Source organism: Myroides sp. TSA_177.3, assembly GCF_052691955.1.
Genome location: NZ_JBQZGD010000020.1, coordinates 23115 through 37447 on the forward strand (window position 1 = coordinate 23115; position 14333 = coordinate 37447).

The following is a 14333-nucleotide window of genomic DNA, read 5'->3' on the forward strand; positions in this document are numbered from 1 at the left end:
TCTATTATTTATAACTACGGATAGTCGGTTTTACGTATTCAAATGTTAATTCTTCTTTATTCAAAATTGGTTCTTGATCTAGTGATCCGGGCCATTCCCACGCAGAAATAAACTGGAATTTCTCGTCGTTACGAGCAGCTTCCCCTTCTTCTGTTTGGTATTCCTCTCTGAAGTGAGCCCCACAAGATTCATCACGCGTCAAAGCATCATAACACATCAGTGTACCTATTTCTAAGTAATCTGCTACGCGTCCTGCTTTTTCTAATTCTGAATTGATTGTTGCATTCGTTCCAGGAACATGGACATTTTGATAAAATTCAGCTCTCAACTTCTTGATTTCCTCAATAGCAAATGTCAAGCCTTCTTTGGTACGCGCTAAACCACAATAATCATAAAGTAATTTACCTAATTTCTTATGGTAATAATCAACCGTTTTATCCCCGTTAATTTTCAATAGGTTTTCTAATTTGTCTTTAACCTCTTGTTCTGCTTTCTCAAATTCAGGATGATCTGTAGAAATTTTACCGATTCGAATTTGATCTGCTAAATAGTTAGCAATCGTATACGGAGCGATAAAATAGCCATCAACAGAAGCTTGCAGTAAAGAGTTTGCTCCTAATCGATTAGCACCGTGGTCTGCAAAATTAGCTTCCCCTAAGGCAAACAATCCTGGAATCGTAGTCATTAGTTCATAATCTACCCAAAGTCCTCCCATAGAGAAGTGAGCTGCTGGGGAAATCATCATCGGTTCTTTATAAGCATTTGTTCCTGTAATTTTCTCATACATGGTAAACAAGTTGCCATATTTTTCAGCGATTTTCGCTTGTCCTTGCTCTCTAATTGCTTTAGAAAAATCTAGATATACTGCATTTTTTAAAGGTCCAACACCATAACCAGCATCGATGCGCTCTTTAGCAGCACGAGAAGAAATATCTCTAGGGGCTAAATTTCCAAAAGCAGGATAACGTCTTTCTAAATAGTAATCTCTTTCCTCTTCTGGAATATCATTAGCGACTCTCGTTTCATTTAAATTTTTAGGTACCCAAATACGTCCATCATTACGCAATGATTCAGACATTAAGGTCAATTTAGACTGATAATCTCCAGACTGTGGTAAGGATGTTGGGTGAATTTGTGTCCAGCTTGGCGAAGCAAAATAGGCTCCTTTTTTATGTGCTCTCCAAATAGCAGAGCCATTACATCCCATAGCAAGCGTTGATAGATAGTAAATCTTCCCGAATCCTCCTGTTGCTAAAACAACCGCATGTGCCGCATGTCTTTCAATTTCTCCTGTTTCAAGATTTCGAACAATAACCCCACGGGCTTTTCCATCAATCAATACTAAATCCAACATTTCGTGTGAAGAAAACAGTTCTACCGTTTTCTTATTTACCTGACGCATAAGCGCCTGATACGTTCCTAAAAGTAATTGTTGTCCCGTTTGTCCACGAGCATAAAATGTTCGACTCACCTGAACTCCTCCAAATGATCGATTGTTTAGGTATCCTCCGTATTCTCTACCAAAAGGTACTCCTTGAGCAACAGCTTGGTCAATTAAATTCACCGAACATTCTGCCAAGCGATAAACATTCGCTTCCCTTGCTCTAAAGTCTCCTCCTTTTAATGTATCCACAAACATTCTGTAGATACTATCTCCATCATTTTTATAATTTTTAGCCGCATTTACTCCTCCTTGTGCCGCTACAGAGTGTGCACGACGTGGAGTATCTTGAAAGCAAAACGATTTTACATTATATCCCATCTCTCCCAAAGAGGCTGCTACAGAACTACCTGCTAATCCAGTTCCAATTACAATAACATCCAGTTTTTTTCTATTTGCAGGGTTAACCAAACGAGCATTCTTTTTATAGTTAAACCATTTATCTTCTAATGGTCCTTCAGGAATTTTTGCATCTAATTTCATAACAACTTGTATTAATGGGTGATATAAATATAAATAGGCATTAAAGCGAAACCAACACATAAGATAACCGCATACACGATTCCGAATACATTAATCCATCTTACGTATTTAGGGTGAAATAACCCTAGTGTACGAACACCACTCGTGATACCGTGAATTAAGTGATAAGCAAGCGCAATCATCGCTATTACATAAACGACAACTAACCAAAGTTCCTGAAATGCCGTAACAACAACAGTATACAGGTCTTTATTACCCTTTGCATCTAGCCCAATCTCACCAAATTTATAGACGTACCAAAAGTTTTGAAAATGCAGTACGAGGAAAATCAAGATAATTACGCCTAATACTCCCATATTTCGGCTATACCATTTACTGGCTCTACCTCTATTATCGCGCTTGTAACTACCTCCTGCTTTTTGATTCTTTGAGGTGATAATTAACGCATAAATAGCATGCCCTAAAATGGATAAATAAAGCACATAAGAGACGGCTTTTACCAAGGGATTCCCAGTTAAAAAATGAGAATAAGCATTAAAGCTTTCTTGTGCATGTTCAGGTTCTAGAAACAACTGTGTATTCCCTAAAAAGTGAATCAGTAAAAAGAAACACAGAAACAACCCAGTCCCTGCCATTACAATCTTTCTTGAGAGTGTATTCATCTTATTTTTGTTTTAATAATTAATCCTTTAAATCATCCAATAACCTTCCTTCTTTGCTTCTTGAGTATACCCACATAAATAATACCAAAATTAAATACGCTTTATTTTTTCTCAATTACAAACAAAACACCAAATAGACAGTATTTTACAACTTATACAATCAAATACTTTTATTTTGTACTAAATTTAATAATTATTTTAAATAATTTTAAAAAAATAGATTCGTTTTACACGTATTACAAATAATACAGAATGATTATAAATTAACGTAGTATTTATTTAAATTTTAAGAATCAGCTTTCCAAAGAAATGGTTATTTTGAAAAAATGAAATTAAAAAAATATTTTACTTAAAAATGTAACAAATATCATATTTGGTCAACTAATTGTAATATGAAACAAAATAATGTAGAACAAGAGTTTATATCTTTATTGGAAGAGAACCAAAATCTCATCCATAAAATCTGTCGCTTGTATACAGATGAAGAATCTGCTCATAAAGATTTGTTTCAAGAAATTTCGATTCAACTATGGAAAGCTTATCCTAGTTTTAGAGGAGAATCCAAGTTCACAACTTGGGCGTACAGAATTGGTTTAAATACTGCCATTTCACTTTTCCGGAAGAAAAACCGGCAAATCACCACGACGAGCTATAATCCGATTATTCATCATTTTGAATACCAGGAGTACAACGAAGAAGAAGAACAGCAACTCAAATTGATGTATCAAGCGCTTCACCAATTGAATGACATTGACAAAGCCTTAGTTTTCATGTATCTCGAAAACAAAACCTATGAAGAGATTGCTGATACACTCGGTATAAGTGAGGTCAATGCTCGAGTAAAAATGAATCGAATTAAAAGTAAATTAAAAAAAATATTAAATCCGTAAGGATTCACTATATAGTATGGATGAACTTGACTTATTAAAAAAACATTGGAACGCCAACCATAACTTTCCAAAAGTGTCAAAGGACGAGATTAGTGGGATGATTCACAAAAAATCATCTTCTATTGTGATGTGGATATTTATCATCAGTGTCATCGAATTTCTAGGTTTAAACTTGGCTAGTTTTTTCCTCTTTAATGATGACAGTGAATTAAAAGGGAACAACAATCTAATTTTTGAATTTATCGTCAATAATATCGATTACGTCAGCGGTTTAATCTCCGTGATATTCATTGTGGCATTTTACATCAAATACCGCAAAATTTGCGTAGCAGATAACACCAAAAATTTAATGAAACAGATTCTTCAAACGAAGAAAATGGTCAATTACTATATCGCAATTAATATTTCAATCATTTCCATCTTGTCTCTTTTTGCAGCTATTACCATTTTAACTGCAGATAAAGACCCTTCACATGGATGGTCATACTATATCTTTATTATTGGTATATTCTTATTTTTATTTTTGATCTTCTTCGGAATCATCTGGTTATACTACCGCGTTGTATATGGAATTTTAATCAAACGCTTGATGAAAAATTACCAAGAACTTGAAAAGATAGAGGATTAATGTTGTATCTTGGATACTCATTTTATCTTTCATCATTCAAGTTATGACTATCACGCAATTATTATATGCCTTGGCTGTTGCAGAGCACAAAAATTTTACGCTCGCAGCAGAAAAATCGTTTGTAACTCAACCTACTTTGAGCATGCAAATTCAAAAATTAGAAGACGAATTAGGTGTTCAAATTTTTGATCGCACAACCAAACCTATTCAATTGACCGCCATTGGAGCTGTTATTATTGAACAAGCGCATAAAATAGTCAATGAATCGAATCGAATCAAAGATATTATTGATCAGGAAAAAGGATTCATCGGAGGGGAATTTAAACTGGGAATTATTCCCACAGTCACTCCTACTTTACTCCCGATGTTTATCAAATCCTTTGTAGGAAAATATCCCAAAGTACATTTGATTATTGAGGAATATACAACAGAAGAAATTATCACTCGACTACGCGGTGGGTATCTCGATGCGGCTATCGTAGCAACGCCTTTGGAATTAGAAGATATTCGTGAAAAAGTACTCTATTATGAACCTTTTGTCGGTTATATTCCCCAACATTTCCAACAGGAATTCGATGGTAAACTCACGACAGATCAATTGGATTTAAAGAAGCTTTTATTGCTTCAAGATGGCCATTGTTTTAGAGATGGTATCATCAATATTTGCAAGAATAAAAGTGCGGATACAGATCGTCCCTTTTCATTAGAAAGCGGAAGTTTCGAAACGTTAATCCAATTATCTAAAGAAGGGTTAGGCTATACACTTTTACCGTATTTACACACCTTACAGCTCAATACAGAAGATCAACGTAATTTGATGCAGTTTGCCTCTCCGCAACCCGCTAGAGAGATTAGTTTGATTCACACAACAAATGATCTAAAGCTTCAAATTATTCAAGCCTTACACGAGACTATATTGGGAATTATTCGCGGCGCAATTGCATTTCAAGATGTAAAAATTATAAGTCCAAAGAAGAAATAAGTAGATCGATGTAAAGATATAAAGTCGTTATTTCGTACTCACAAAACGCAAAAAATAAACCTCATCATAAAATAAAAAAGGGAGTAAGAAAAAATCTTACTCCCTTTTATGTTGTTCAAGAAAAGATTACTCTTCTCCTTCTCCTTTTACTACCAAACGGAATCCTTCTCCGTGGATATTTAAAATTTCAACAGCTTCGTCTAATTTTAAATACTTTCTCAATTTTGCAATATAAACGTCCATACTACGAGAAGTGAAATAGTTATCATCTCTCCATATTTTCGTTAAAGCAACTTCTCTTGGCATCAAGTCGTTTTCATAAATTGCCAATAATTTAAGCAATTCATTTTCTTTTGGGGATAACTTGATTGGCTCTTGATCTTGGAACGTCAAGAATCTCAATTTAGAGTTCAAGTGGAATTTACCAATTTGGAACTCAAATTTTGTGTTATCTGTTTTAACTTCAGATGTTTTTCTGTGAATAATCGCTTTGATTTTCATCAATAATACCTCTGAATCAAAAGGTTTATTTAAATAGTCATCCGCTCCTACTTTATACCCTCTTAATACATCCTCTTTCATTGATTTTGCAGTTAAGAAAATAATAGGCACTTCCTTATTTTTATCGCGAATTTCTTTGGCTAAAGTAAACCCGTCTTTATAAGGCATCATGACGTCAAGAATACAAAGGTCAAAAGTATCGCGTTTAAACTTTTCAAAACCTTCCATTCCGTTTTTAGCTAACGTAACTTCAAAGTCGTTAATCGCTAAATAATCTTTCAAGATCGCTCCAAAGTTTGGATCGTCCTCTACTAATAAAATCTTTTTGTTGTTTGTTGTTTCCATATATATTGATTAATTTATTAATGGCATTTTAATAATGAACGTACTTCCTTTTCCTTTCTCACTTTCAACATATACCTGTGCGTTGTGATCTTCTACGATCTGCTGAACGTAAGCCAGCCCTAATCCGTGTCCTTTCACATCGTGCAAGTCTCCTGTATGTTCACGATAGAATTTATCAAAAATTCTCTTTTGTGCATTTTTACTCATTCCTACCCCTTGATCGACTACTTTTATCAAAATAAAATCTTTGATATTCTCTGTATATACATCAATAATAGGTCTTTCTTTCGAGTATTTAATCGCGTTGTCTAGCATGTTAACCATGACACTCGTCAGGTGAAAATCGTTTCCTAAAATATCCGATCTTCTTGCATCAAGATGTAGGTTGATTTCTCCTCCTCTATCCTGGATAATTAAACCGACGTGATCAACGGCAGATTCAATAATCTCGTGAATATCAACTGCTTCTTTATCTGACTCAAATTCTTTCTTTTCGAGTTTTGAAATTCGAAGCACGTTTTCCACTTGTGCATGCATGCGTTTGTTTTCCTCCCGAATCATATTGAGGTACCGCTCAACCATCTCGGGGTTTCCTATAACCTTTGGATTCTTAATGGCATCCAACGCTAGGTTAATCGTTGCAATAGGCGTCTTAAACTCATGCGTCATATTGTTGATGAAGTCTGTTTTCATTTCTGAAATCTGCTTCTGTTTAATCAACTGATTGATCGCATTCAAATAAGCTGCAATAATCACAACTGTAAACAAGATAGACAAAAATGTAATCCCAATTAAAGAAGAAAATAAATATTTACTTTTTTCCGGGAACGTAACATACAAATGATACTTACTTTTTCCATCATTATTCTTTAAAATTGGCACTCCATACGTCGATCCTTCACTGTATTCGAAGTCATCCGACTTGATTTTTGTTGCCAATCCTTTATTATACACACCAAATTCGTATTTGGCATTTACTCCATATTGATGCAATTCATTTTCGAGTAATTCATCTAGCTTTTCTTTTGAGATTCGCTCATCTACTCGTTTTAGTGCAACAATATCTTTGAAATATATTTCAAATTGCGCTTTATCTAACACTCCGAGGTTTCCTGATTTCTCAATTACCTCATCTGGATAGTTTTGGTGTAAATTATCTCCTCCTCTATCAAAGGAATTTCCTTTGTGGATTTCGGTTTTTCGCCTAGCAACAAAACTTTTAATATTGGTGCTATCGGCTCTTTTATCAAAGAACGAGCTTCGCAAATTAAAATCTTCAAGAACCAATGTGTTTGAGTAAAATATAGACTCATTTGTTCTTGGATTGCGCTCATAAAAAACGATTTCTTTTAATTCACTTTGTTTTGGCGGTTCGCCAATACTATCCTTCAAGTCATTGTACATTTTGTAGAACTCCATGGCTTCATTTTGTTCCATTGCATTTGCTACATTTCCAATAACCTGTTGAACATGGTACTTGAATTGTTCCTCATTGTTGTTATACGAACTAACAATCCAATATAATTGTACGATGATGATTCCAATCAATGAAAAACTCATTATACCGACAAGTACTCTAAATCGTAATTTATTCATCGCAATTCAAAATTATGATTAATAATGTATATTCCCTAGTAGTTAACATAAAATTAACCGATAAAATTAACCGATTAAATTAAATGATTTTTTAAATTAATATCACGTATTATCGTAATAATATCACTTTCAACTGTTTTTTTGTTATTATTTTCAATTATATATTGACTTCTTCCTACCTTTTCCTCGTCTTTCATTTGATTATCAATAATTTTTAGTACTTGGTCTTTTGAAATTCCATCACGAGCCATAACCCTTTCAATTCTAACTTCCTCAGGCGCAACAACTAGAATAATTAAATCACAACTTGTTTCCAAACCGCTCTCAAACAATATGGCGCTTTCCTTGATAACGAAAGGGCTGTCTTTATGTTCTTCCAACCAATCTTCGAAATCTTTTTTAACGCGAGGGTGTACAACCTGATTCAGTTGCTCCAACAGTGTTTTATTATCAAAAACCAATTGTTTGATTTTAGCGCGATCTAATAATCCATTTTCATTAATAACGGAGGTTGTAAATATTTGTTGTACGGCCTCCACGACATCTGGGCGTTCCATTAGCAATCGCGCCCGTTCATCCGCAATATAAATGGGAACCCCATGCTTTTGAAACAATTTAGCAACAGTTGTTTTTCCACTGCCTATTCCACCTGTTAAACCTACAATAATACTCATCTTCTTTGTTGTTATTTGAAAAACATTTCAGGCATTCCTTCTTCAGGTTTGCGTCTTAAAATATATAAGATATAGTTTGATTTAACAAAACCTATACCATATCCGTAAAATTGTACAAAAACAGCACAAATTGACAAAATTGACACCTTAAAACTCTTTTCTTTCATCAAAGATATCACAAAAACAAAGAAAAAATATAATAAATAAAGAGAAAAAAGCGAATAAAACCCGACCAATAGGAACAAAAGACTTACTACAAGCCCCCCAATAAAAAGACTTGGAAACCAATACGTCATTTTGGCATATTCTGGATATCGTTGATTGAGAATTGGTCTTGCTTTTCCAAATTTATTGACTTGTACAAAAAATTTCTTCCAATCAATTCGCCTTTTGTGATATACATAAGCTTCGGGAAAAAGCTCCGATTGAAATCCTAAATTCCAAAGTCGAATCGTAAGATCTGGATCTTCACCTGGGTGAATTTTACCAAATCCCTCAGATGCTAAAAAGGCTTTTTTAGAAATTCCCATATTAAAACTACGAGGTTGAAACTTACTGAGTCGTTCCGATCCTCCACGTATTCCTCCAGTAGTCAAAAATGAAGTCATTGCAAAATTAATGGCTTTTTGCACTTCTGTAAAACTAGACAATGCGCGATCAGGCCCTCCAAAACAATCGACGTATTTTTCTTGTAAGTACTGATCAACCACACGCAAATACTCTTCCGGTATGATACAATCCGAATCTAAGATAATGTAATAATCTCCTTTTGCTTTTCGCATGCCGTAATTTCTAGAATCTCCAGGCCCCGAATTACTTTTATAATAATACGATATATCAAGTTGATCTTGGTATTTTTCCACGATAGCTCTCGAATCAACAGCTGATCCATCTTCTACAATTACCACCTCAAAGTTGCCTTGAAAAGTTTGCTTGGTTAAACTAGCCAACAATTCATCTGTTTCATCGGGTCGATTGTAAACAGGAATAATAAATGAGTAATACATTAACTTCTTAAATAACTACAAAAATATCGCTTCCTAAATTGGAATACAAAATTTACTCCCTATATTTATATATATATTTATAATTTTTACGTTATAAACTGTAATATTTCAAAATAAAAACTGTTACAGCTTACTGTAATGGATTTAAATAGTTGAACTTTTATTATATGAATGCAATTAATATACTCTGGGTTGATGATGAAATTGATCTATTAAAACCGCATATTCTCTTTTTAGAAAAAAAAAATTACGCTGTTACAACTGCCACAAATGGAGCTGATGCGATTGAACTCGTCAATCAGCATCATTTTGACATTGTCTTCCTTGATGAAAACATGCCAGGTTTAACGGGGTTAGAAACGTTAAACGAAATCAAAAGTATCAAAAATAGTCTTCCTGTTGTGATGATCACAAAAAGCGAGGAAGAATATATCATGGAAGAAGCTATTGGTGCTAAAATTGCGGATTATCTAATCAAGCCTGTCAACCCCAATCAGATTCTTTTATGTTTAAAAAAGAACCTAGACGATTCTCGAATTGTCTCTGAAAAATCATCTTTAAGTTATCAAAAGGAATTTCGCAATATTGCGATGGATTTGATGGCTATCAATACCTATGAAGATTGGATTTCACTTTATCGCAAGCTGTTGTTTTGGGAAAGTAAACTCGAAGATATTGAGGATCAAAATCTAATCAATATCTTAGAAGGTCAGAAAAGTGAAGCCAATAGTCTATTTGGTAAATTTATTGAAAAGAAATACGAAACGTGGATCAATTCTACTTCCGATCGTCCTACTTTTTCGCATGAGATTTTTAAGAAATGGGTGGTTCCTGAACTAAAAAAAGAGAACAATAAAGTTTTATTCCTCGTTATAGATAACATGAGATATGACCAATGGCGCTCTTTTGAACCCATTGTATCAAATCATTATAAAATTGAAACGGAACATACGTTTTTCTCTATTTTACCCACAACAACGCAATATGCTAGAAATGCCATTTTCTCTGGGTTAACACCTTTACAGATGGAGCAAATGCATCCAAGTTGGTGGAAAAACGATACGGATGACGGCGGAAAAAACTTACATGAGAATGACTTTTTACAAGCACAATTACAGCGCTTACGTCTGACTATTCCCAATGAGTATTTTAAGATTGTCGGGCAAAAAGATGGCCGTAAATTAGTTGATAATTTCAATGCAATTAAACACAATCAACTCATTACGATTGTCTATAATTTTGTTGATATGCTTTCGCATGCTAAAACAGAAATGGAAGTCATTAAAGAACTAGCATCCAATGACAAAGCATATCGTTCACTGACAACTAGTTGGTTTAAAAACTCGAGCTTACTCGATGTTATTCAGCAAGCACAACAAGCTGGTTTTAAACTTATTATCACTACGGATCATGGCACCATCAATTGCAATACGCCTTCTAAGGTTATAGGTGATAAGAACACGAGTTTAAATCTTCGTTATAAAACTGGGAAAAGCTTAACTTTCGAAAAGAAAGATGTCTATATGGTGAAAGATCCAAAAAAGATTCAGCTGCCCGCTATAAATCTAAGTAGTTCCTTTATTTTTGCAAAGAATGATTGTTTCTTGGCGTATCAAAATAATTACAACCATTATGTATCTTATTTTAGAAATACCTATCAACATGGAGGTATCTCGCTAGAAGAAATGATTGTTCCTTTTATCATATTAAACCCTAAATAAATGGAATTCACTTATCAGCTTGAAGAAATTGACAGCATTGCAGCTCAAGTATTACCTTTATTAACCCATAAAATTGTATTATTTCAAGCTCCTATGGGAGCAGGAAAGACTACTTTTATTAAAGCATTAGCGAAACAATTGGGTATTACCGAAATGACGAGTAGCCCAACTTTCTCTATCGTCAATGCCTATAAAATTCCTGATTCTACTGCTTCTTTATACCACTTTGACTTGTATCGTTTAGAGGAAGAAGAAGAGGCGTATGACTTTGGATTCGAGGAATATCTATATAGTGGAGATTGGTGTTTTATTGAATGGCCAGACAAAACGCCCAATTTAATTCCAGACAATCACTGCACAATAGAAATCGCTATCTTAGATACGCTAAAAAGAAAATTAACGCTTACGAATGCTTAACTAAAAACCTATGTCCAAAATGTATCCTTTTTCTAAAAAAACCTTGATGCCTCAAGAGGAGTGCTTGCTTGTAGAGCCACGCAAAGGAGAATTGTTCATTGGCGTGCCTAAAGAAAACTTCAAGGTTGAAAAGAGAATTTGCATCACCCCTGAGGCTGTGCAAACCCTACATGCCTATGGACATCGTGTATTAATTGAAAAAGGAGCTGGAGAGGCTTCTAGTTATAGTGATTTAGAATATAGCAAAGCAGGGGCTGAAATTACAACAGATCCAAAAAAGGTATTTGGCTGCCCTATTGTAGTGAAAGTGGTTCCTCCTACCTTGGAGGAAATTAAGCTCATGACACCACATAGTGTATTGTGGTCTACCATCCAATTAAAGACATTAGATCCTGCTTACTTTAAAGCTTTAGCGAAGAAGAAAATCTCTGCAATTGGCTTTGAATTCATTCAAGATAAACACGGTTCTTTTCCTGCCACTAGTATTTTAAGTGAAATTGCGGGAATAGCATCCATCCAAATTGCCTCTGAATTAATGACGACAACCAATAATGGAAAAGGTTTATTAATGGGGAATATCACAGGAGTAGTTCCTACAGAAGTTGTGATTTTAGGCGCGGGAATTGTAGCGGAATATGCTGCTAAAACGGCCATCAGTATGGGAGCAAACGTTCGTATTTTTGACAATTCCATTCAAAAATTAAGACGTTTACAAAACAACCTTCCCTTCCCTGTTTCTACGTCTACGATTCAAGATAAAATTCTTTTGAAAGCGCTAATGCGATGTGATGTTGTTATTGGTGCTATTCGCGGTAAAAACCGATCTCCGATTGTCGTGACGCAAACTATGGTAGAAAGCATGAAAAAAGATGCCGTAATCATTGATGTAGCAATTGACAATGGTGGATGCTTTGAAACGTCTGAATTGACGACGCATGAACATCCGATCAAACGAAAATTTGAAGTCATCCATTATGGCGTTCCTAATATTACTTCACGTTATTGCAAAACCGCTTCTATGGCGGTTAGCAATGTCATTACTCCTTTTTTATTAGATTTTGCTGACAATGGTAGCCTAGAAGGTACCGTATTCACAGATAATGTCTTAAAATCTGGTATCTATACGTATAAAGGGTTAATCACAAATAAGGTGGTTGCAGATTGGTTCAATTTAGATTACAAAGACATTCGACTTTTTGCGTTCTAATTTTTTGCCAATTATTTAGTTTTACAACGCTATATTGCTACTTTTGTACAAATTTTAAAGAAATGAGTTTTATACAAAGACTTGCGTATTATTTGTTTGGTCTATTAATTGGCTGCATGTTTTTATTTTACTTTTTTGGAGAAAAGAAAACAGAGTTTTGCTATTTACCAAATTGTAGAGTGTTGAAAGACTTGAGAAGCAAGCCTGTTCAATATAGTTCAGACGCAGAATTTAAATTAAAAGAAGGTTGGGTTGTAGAAGATGATATTCGAAAATCACTACAATATGGCAAGGTAGACTTTGATCAAAGTAATGTTGATTTTGAAAAGGGTAAGCTTTATGTCATCAGTGGTCGTAATGCCAACAATGATCCAATTACAATTAAGATTGTCAATTACAGTGATAAAATCAAACTTTTAGATATAACAAAGCCCTAATTTTTTAGGGCTTTTGTCTTTTTATACTGGATCTATTTGTATTCGATGGGATGGCGTTACTTGCTTAAACGCTGTTGGGGTCATACCTGTTATCTTTTTAAACTGTGTACTCAAATGTGCTACACTGCTATAGTTTAATTGAAAGGCAATTTCTTTCAGAGTTAACTCATCATGAATTAGTAGTTCTTTTACTTTTTCAATCTTGAGATGAATAAAGTACTGTTCAATCGTCGTTGATTCAATTTGAGAGAAAAGCTGTGTCAAATACAGGTAATCTTTATTTAATTTTGCAGATAAATAGGCGGATAAAGGAGTTTCTAATACCAATTGATCCGATTGCAATAACCCAATCAACAAGGATTTAACTTGAGTAACCAACTGACGTTCTTTGTCATTGAGTAGCTCAAAGCCAATTTCTTCTAATTTCTGAGTCAGCTGCTGTAATTCTGTTTCTGTCAATTGCTCTTGTAGTTCTACTTCTCCTAAATGAATGGCAACAGCTGTGTGGTTCATTCCTTGTAAAATCTGCTCTACGGCTAATATACAACGATGACAAACCATATTTTTCACATATAATTTCATCTTTGTCTAGGCTTTTACTGATTTGTAAGTTATCTGTTGTACGCTGTAACTAGTACCTTCATTGCTTCTTTTTTTAGTCTTACTTGACTCAACACAAGAGTCATGATGCTCCTTATTATCTGAGAGCACCAACCTTGTCTTATTTATTATATTGGAATATATTTTCATCTTACGGTTCATTTTACTCTCAAAGATAGAGAAAAGGAGCTGAATCTAAGAATCCCTCCTCAGCTACCATAAAAATGAACATAAAGAAAGAGCTATCTCTGAGAGATAGCTCTTTTTTTTATACGGCTAATAAATGTAGTGAATCGCTTAATTCTGGCTTTTCTTGCACAAAGCTGCTCACCCATTTTCCCAATTGTTCAACATCATAAGGCACTAAATGATTTAATGCTTTTTGTAACTCTTTATAAAACAATTTCGAGTCAAAACTAACACTCTCTAAGATAGTCGTTGCATAGTTCAACATTATTCTTGTTTTCATAACTCTATATTTTAAATCTTACTCTGTATAAACATACTTCTTTTTTTATTCAAATCAAGTTTACAGCCTATATTTTAATATTTTTTTAATACTTCATGTTTTTAGGCTAAACACCTCTATTAAACGTAAAAAAACAAGACTTATTATACGAAGTATAAAAATAAGTCCTTTTTATTAGGAATACTAAAATTCTACTTACTTATACGCGTGTAATCGTAAAAAAGTCGTACCTACATTCAAAATAAGTTGTACTTTAATCCCTTAACATTTCAA

General features: G+C 34.1%; 15 protein-coding genes. 7 read left to right on the top strand and 8 right to left on the bottom strand.

The features are described 5' to 3' along the window. Positions 1–4: 4 nt before the first annotated feature. Positions 5–1924, bottom strand: a complete 1920-nt coding sequence (locus tag ACUTSE_RS15015; RefSeq protein ID WP_445640831.1) for a fumarate reductase/succinate dehydrogenase flavoprotein subunit — start codon at positions 1922–1924, stop codon at positions 5–7. Positions 1925–1935: 11 nt separating this feature from the next. Continuing rightward, positions 1936–2586 carry a succinate dehydrogenase cytochrome b subunit gene (locus ACUTSE_RS15020; protein WP_445640832.1) on the bottom strand — a complete coding sequence of 217 codons (651 nt, stop codon included), beginning with the start codon at positions 2584–2586 and terminating at the stop codon, positions 1936–1938. 392 nt (positions 2587–2978) lie between these two features. On the opposite strand from ACUTSE_RS15020, the gene ACUTSE_RS15025 reads away from it, so the two are divergent. Genes ACUTSE_RS15025 through ACUTSE_RS15035 form a run of 3 tightly spaced genes read left to right on the top strand, consistent with a single transcriptional unit; the run spans position 2979 to position 5086 of the window. Then, positions 2979–3476, top strand: coding sequence for an RNA polymerase sigma factor (locus tag ACUTSE_RS15025; RefSeq protein ID WP_002986131.1), 498 nt, complete (start codon positions 2979–2981; stop codon positions 3474–3476). A 16-nt stretch (positions 3477–3492) separates the two neighbouring features. Continuing rightward, positions 3493–4104 (top strand): hypothetical protein, encoded by a 612-nt coding sequence (locus ACUTSE_RS15030; RefSeq protein ID WP_445640833.1) that lies wholly within the window; start codon positions 3493–3495, stop codon positions 4102–4104. Between the two features lie 43 nt (positions 4105–4147). Next, entirely contained in the window at positions 4148–5086 is a 939-nt protein-coding gene (locus tag ACUTSE_RS15035; RefSeq protein ID WP_002986135.1) for a LysR family transcriptional regulator, read from the top strand. A 126-nt stretch (positions 5087–5212) separates the two neighbouring features. On the opposite strand, the gene ACUTSE_RS15040 is transcribed toward ACUTSE_RS15035, so the two are convergent. The 4 genes from ACUTSE_RS15040 to ACUTSE_RS15055 all read right to left on the bottom strand — a co-directional run bounded on the left by ACUTSE_RS15040 (position 5213) and on the right by ACUTSE_RS15055 (position 9209). After that, positions 5213–5932, bottom strand: a complete 720-nt coding sequence (locus ACUTSE_RS15040) for a response regulator transcription factor (RefSeq protein WP_002986137.1) — start codon at positions 5930–5932, stop codon at positions 5213–5215. Positions 5933–5941: 9 nt separating this feature from the next. Beyond that, positions 5942–7528 carry a sensor histidine kinase gene (locus ACUTSE_RS15045; protein WP_445640834.1) on the bottom strand — a complete coding sequence of 529 codons (1587 nt, stop codon included), beginning with the start codon at positions 7526–7528 and terminating at the stop codon, positions 5942–5944. Positions 7529–7602: 74 nt separating this feature from the next. Beyond that, positions 7603–8202, bottom strand: a complete 600-nt coding sequence (coaE, locus tag ACUTSE_RS15050; RefSeq protein WP_445640835.1) for a dephospho-CoA kinase — start codon at positions 8200–8202, stop codon at positions 7603–7605. A gap of 11 nt (positions 8203–8213) precedes the next feature. Further along, complete coding sequence (locus ACUTSE_RS15055; RefSeq protein WP_353102124.1) at positions 8214–9209, bottom strand: glycosyltransferase; 996 nt, start codon at positions 9207–9209, stop codon at positions 8214–8216. A gap of 167 nt (positions 9210–9376) precedes the next feature. On the opposite strand from ACUTSE_RS15055, the gene porX reads away from it, so the two are divergent. From porX to ACUTSE_RS15075, 4 genes are all read left to right on the top strand, one after another. Continuing rightward, the gene (gene porX, locus ACUTSE_RS15060) at positions 9377–10930 is read left to right on the top strand and encodes a T9SS response regulator signal transducer PorX (protein WP_115090930.1); all 1554 of its coding nucleotides are present in this window, start codon (positions 9377–9379) and stop codon (positions 10928–10930) included. Next, positions 10931–11347, top strand: coding sequence for a tRNA (adenosine(37)-N6)-threonylcarbamoyltransferase complex ATPase subunit type 1 TsaE (tsaE, locus tag ACUTSE_RS15065; protein WP_002986148.1), 417 nt, complete (start codon positions 10931–10933; stop codon positions 11345–11347). Between the two features lie 10 nt (positions 11348–11357). Further along, positions 11358–12554: an alanine dehydrogenase gene (locus ACUTSE_RS15070; RefSeq protein WP_002986153.1), complete on the top strand. Its 1197-nt coding sequence runs from the start codon at positions 11358–11360 to the stop codon at positions 12552–12554. Positions 12555–12616: 62 nt separating this feature from the next. Further along, positions 12617–12991, top strand: coding sequence for a DUF4258 domain-containing protein (locus ACUTSE_RS15075; RefSeq protein WP_002986154.1), 375 nt, complete (start codon positions 12617–12619; stop codon positions 12989–12991). 21 nt (positions 12992–13012) lie between these two features. On the opposite strand, the gene ACUTSE_RS15080 is transcribed toward ACUTSE_RS15075, so the two are convergent. Together ACUTSE_RS15080 and ACUTSE_RS15085 are read right to left on the bottom strand one after the other, a co-directional pair. Continuing rightward, complete coding sequence (locus ACUTSE_RS15080) at positions 13013–13573, bottom strand: helix-turn-helix domain-containing protein (RefSeq protein ID WP_445640836.1); 561 nt, start codon at positions 13571–13573, stop codon at positions 13013–13015. Between the two features lie 286 nt (positions 13574–13859). Beyond that, positions 13860–14060: a hypothetical protein gene (locus ACUTSE_RS15085; protein ID WP_445640837.1), complete on the bottom strand. Its 201-nt coding sequence runs from the start codon at positions 14058–14060 to the stop codon at positions 13860–13862. Between the last annotated feature and the right edge of the window lie 273 nt (positions 14061–14333).

What these genes read in the sequence shown, in the direction of transcription:
- ACUTSE_RS15015 (WP_445640831.1), bottom strand. Translation starts at nt 1,924, where the DNA reads ATGAAATTAGATGCAAAAATTCCTGAAGGACCATTAGAAGATAAATGG.
- ACUTSE_RS15020 (WP_445640832.1), bottom strand. Translation starts at nt 2,586, where the DNA reads ATGAATACACTCTCAAGAAAGATTGTAATGGCAGGGACTGGGTTGTTT.
- ACUTSE_RS15025 (WP_002986131.1), top strand. Translation starts at nt 2,979, where the DNA reads ATGAAACAAAATAATGTAGAACAAGAGTTTATATCTTTATTGGAAGAG.
- ACUTSE_RS15030 (WP_445640833.1), top strand. Translation starts at nt 3,493, where the DNA reads ATGGATGAACTTGACTTATTAAAAAAACATTGGAACGCCAACCATAAC.
- ACUTSE_RS15035 (WP_002986135.1), top strand. Translation starts at nt 4,148, where the DNA reads ATGACTATCACGCAATTATTATATGCCTTGGCTGTTGCAGAGCACAAA.
- ACUTSE_RS15040 (WP_002986137.1), bottom strand. Translation starts at nt 5,932, where the DNA reads ATGGAAACAACAAACAACAAAAAGATTTTATTAGTAGAGGACGATCCA.
- ACUTSE_RS15045 (WP_445640834.1), bottom strand. Translation starts at nt 7,528, where the DNA reads ATGAATAAATTACGATTTAGAGTACTTGTCGGTATAATGAGTTTTTCA.
- coaE (WP_445640835.1), bottom strand. Translation starts at nt 8,202, where the DNA reads ATGAGTATTATTGTAGGTTTAACAGGTGGAATAGGCAGTGGAAAAACA.
- ACUTSE_RS15055 (WP_353102124.1), bottom strand. Translation starts at nt 9,209, where the DNA reads ATGTATTACTCATTTATTATTCCTGTTTACAATCGACCCGATGAAACA.
- porX (WP_115090930.1), top strand. Translation starts at nt 9,377, where the DNA reads ATGAATGCAATTAATATACTCTGGGTTGATGATGAAATTGATCTATTA.
- tsaE (WP_002986148.1), top strand. Translation starts at nt 10,931, where the DNA reads ATGGAATTCACTTATCAGCTTGAAGAAATTGACAGCATTGCAGCTCAA.
- ACUTSE_RS15070 (WP_002986153.1), top strand. Translation starts at nt 11,358, where the DNA reads ATGTCCAAAATGTATCCTTTTTCTAAAAAAACCTTGATGCCTCAAGAG.
- ACUTSE_RS15075 (WP_002986154.1), top strand. Translation starts at nt 12,617, where the DNA reads ATGAGTTTTATACAAAGACTTGCGTATTATTTGTTTGGTCTATTAATT.
- ACUTSE_RS15080 (WP_445640836.1), bottom strand. Translation starts at nt 13,573, where the DNA reads ATGAAATTATATGTGAAAAATATGGTTTGTCATCGTTGTATATTAGCC.
- ACUTSE_RS15085 (WP_445640837.1), bottom strand. Translation starts at nt 14,060, where the DNA reads ATGAAAACAAGAATAATGTTGAACTATGCAACGACTATCTTAGAGAGT.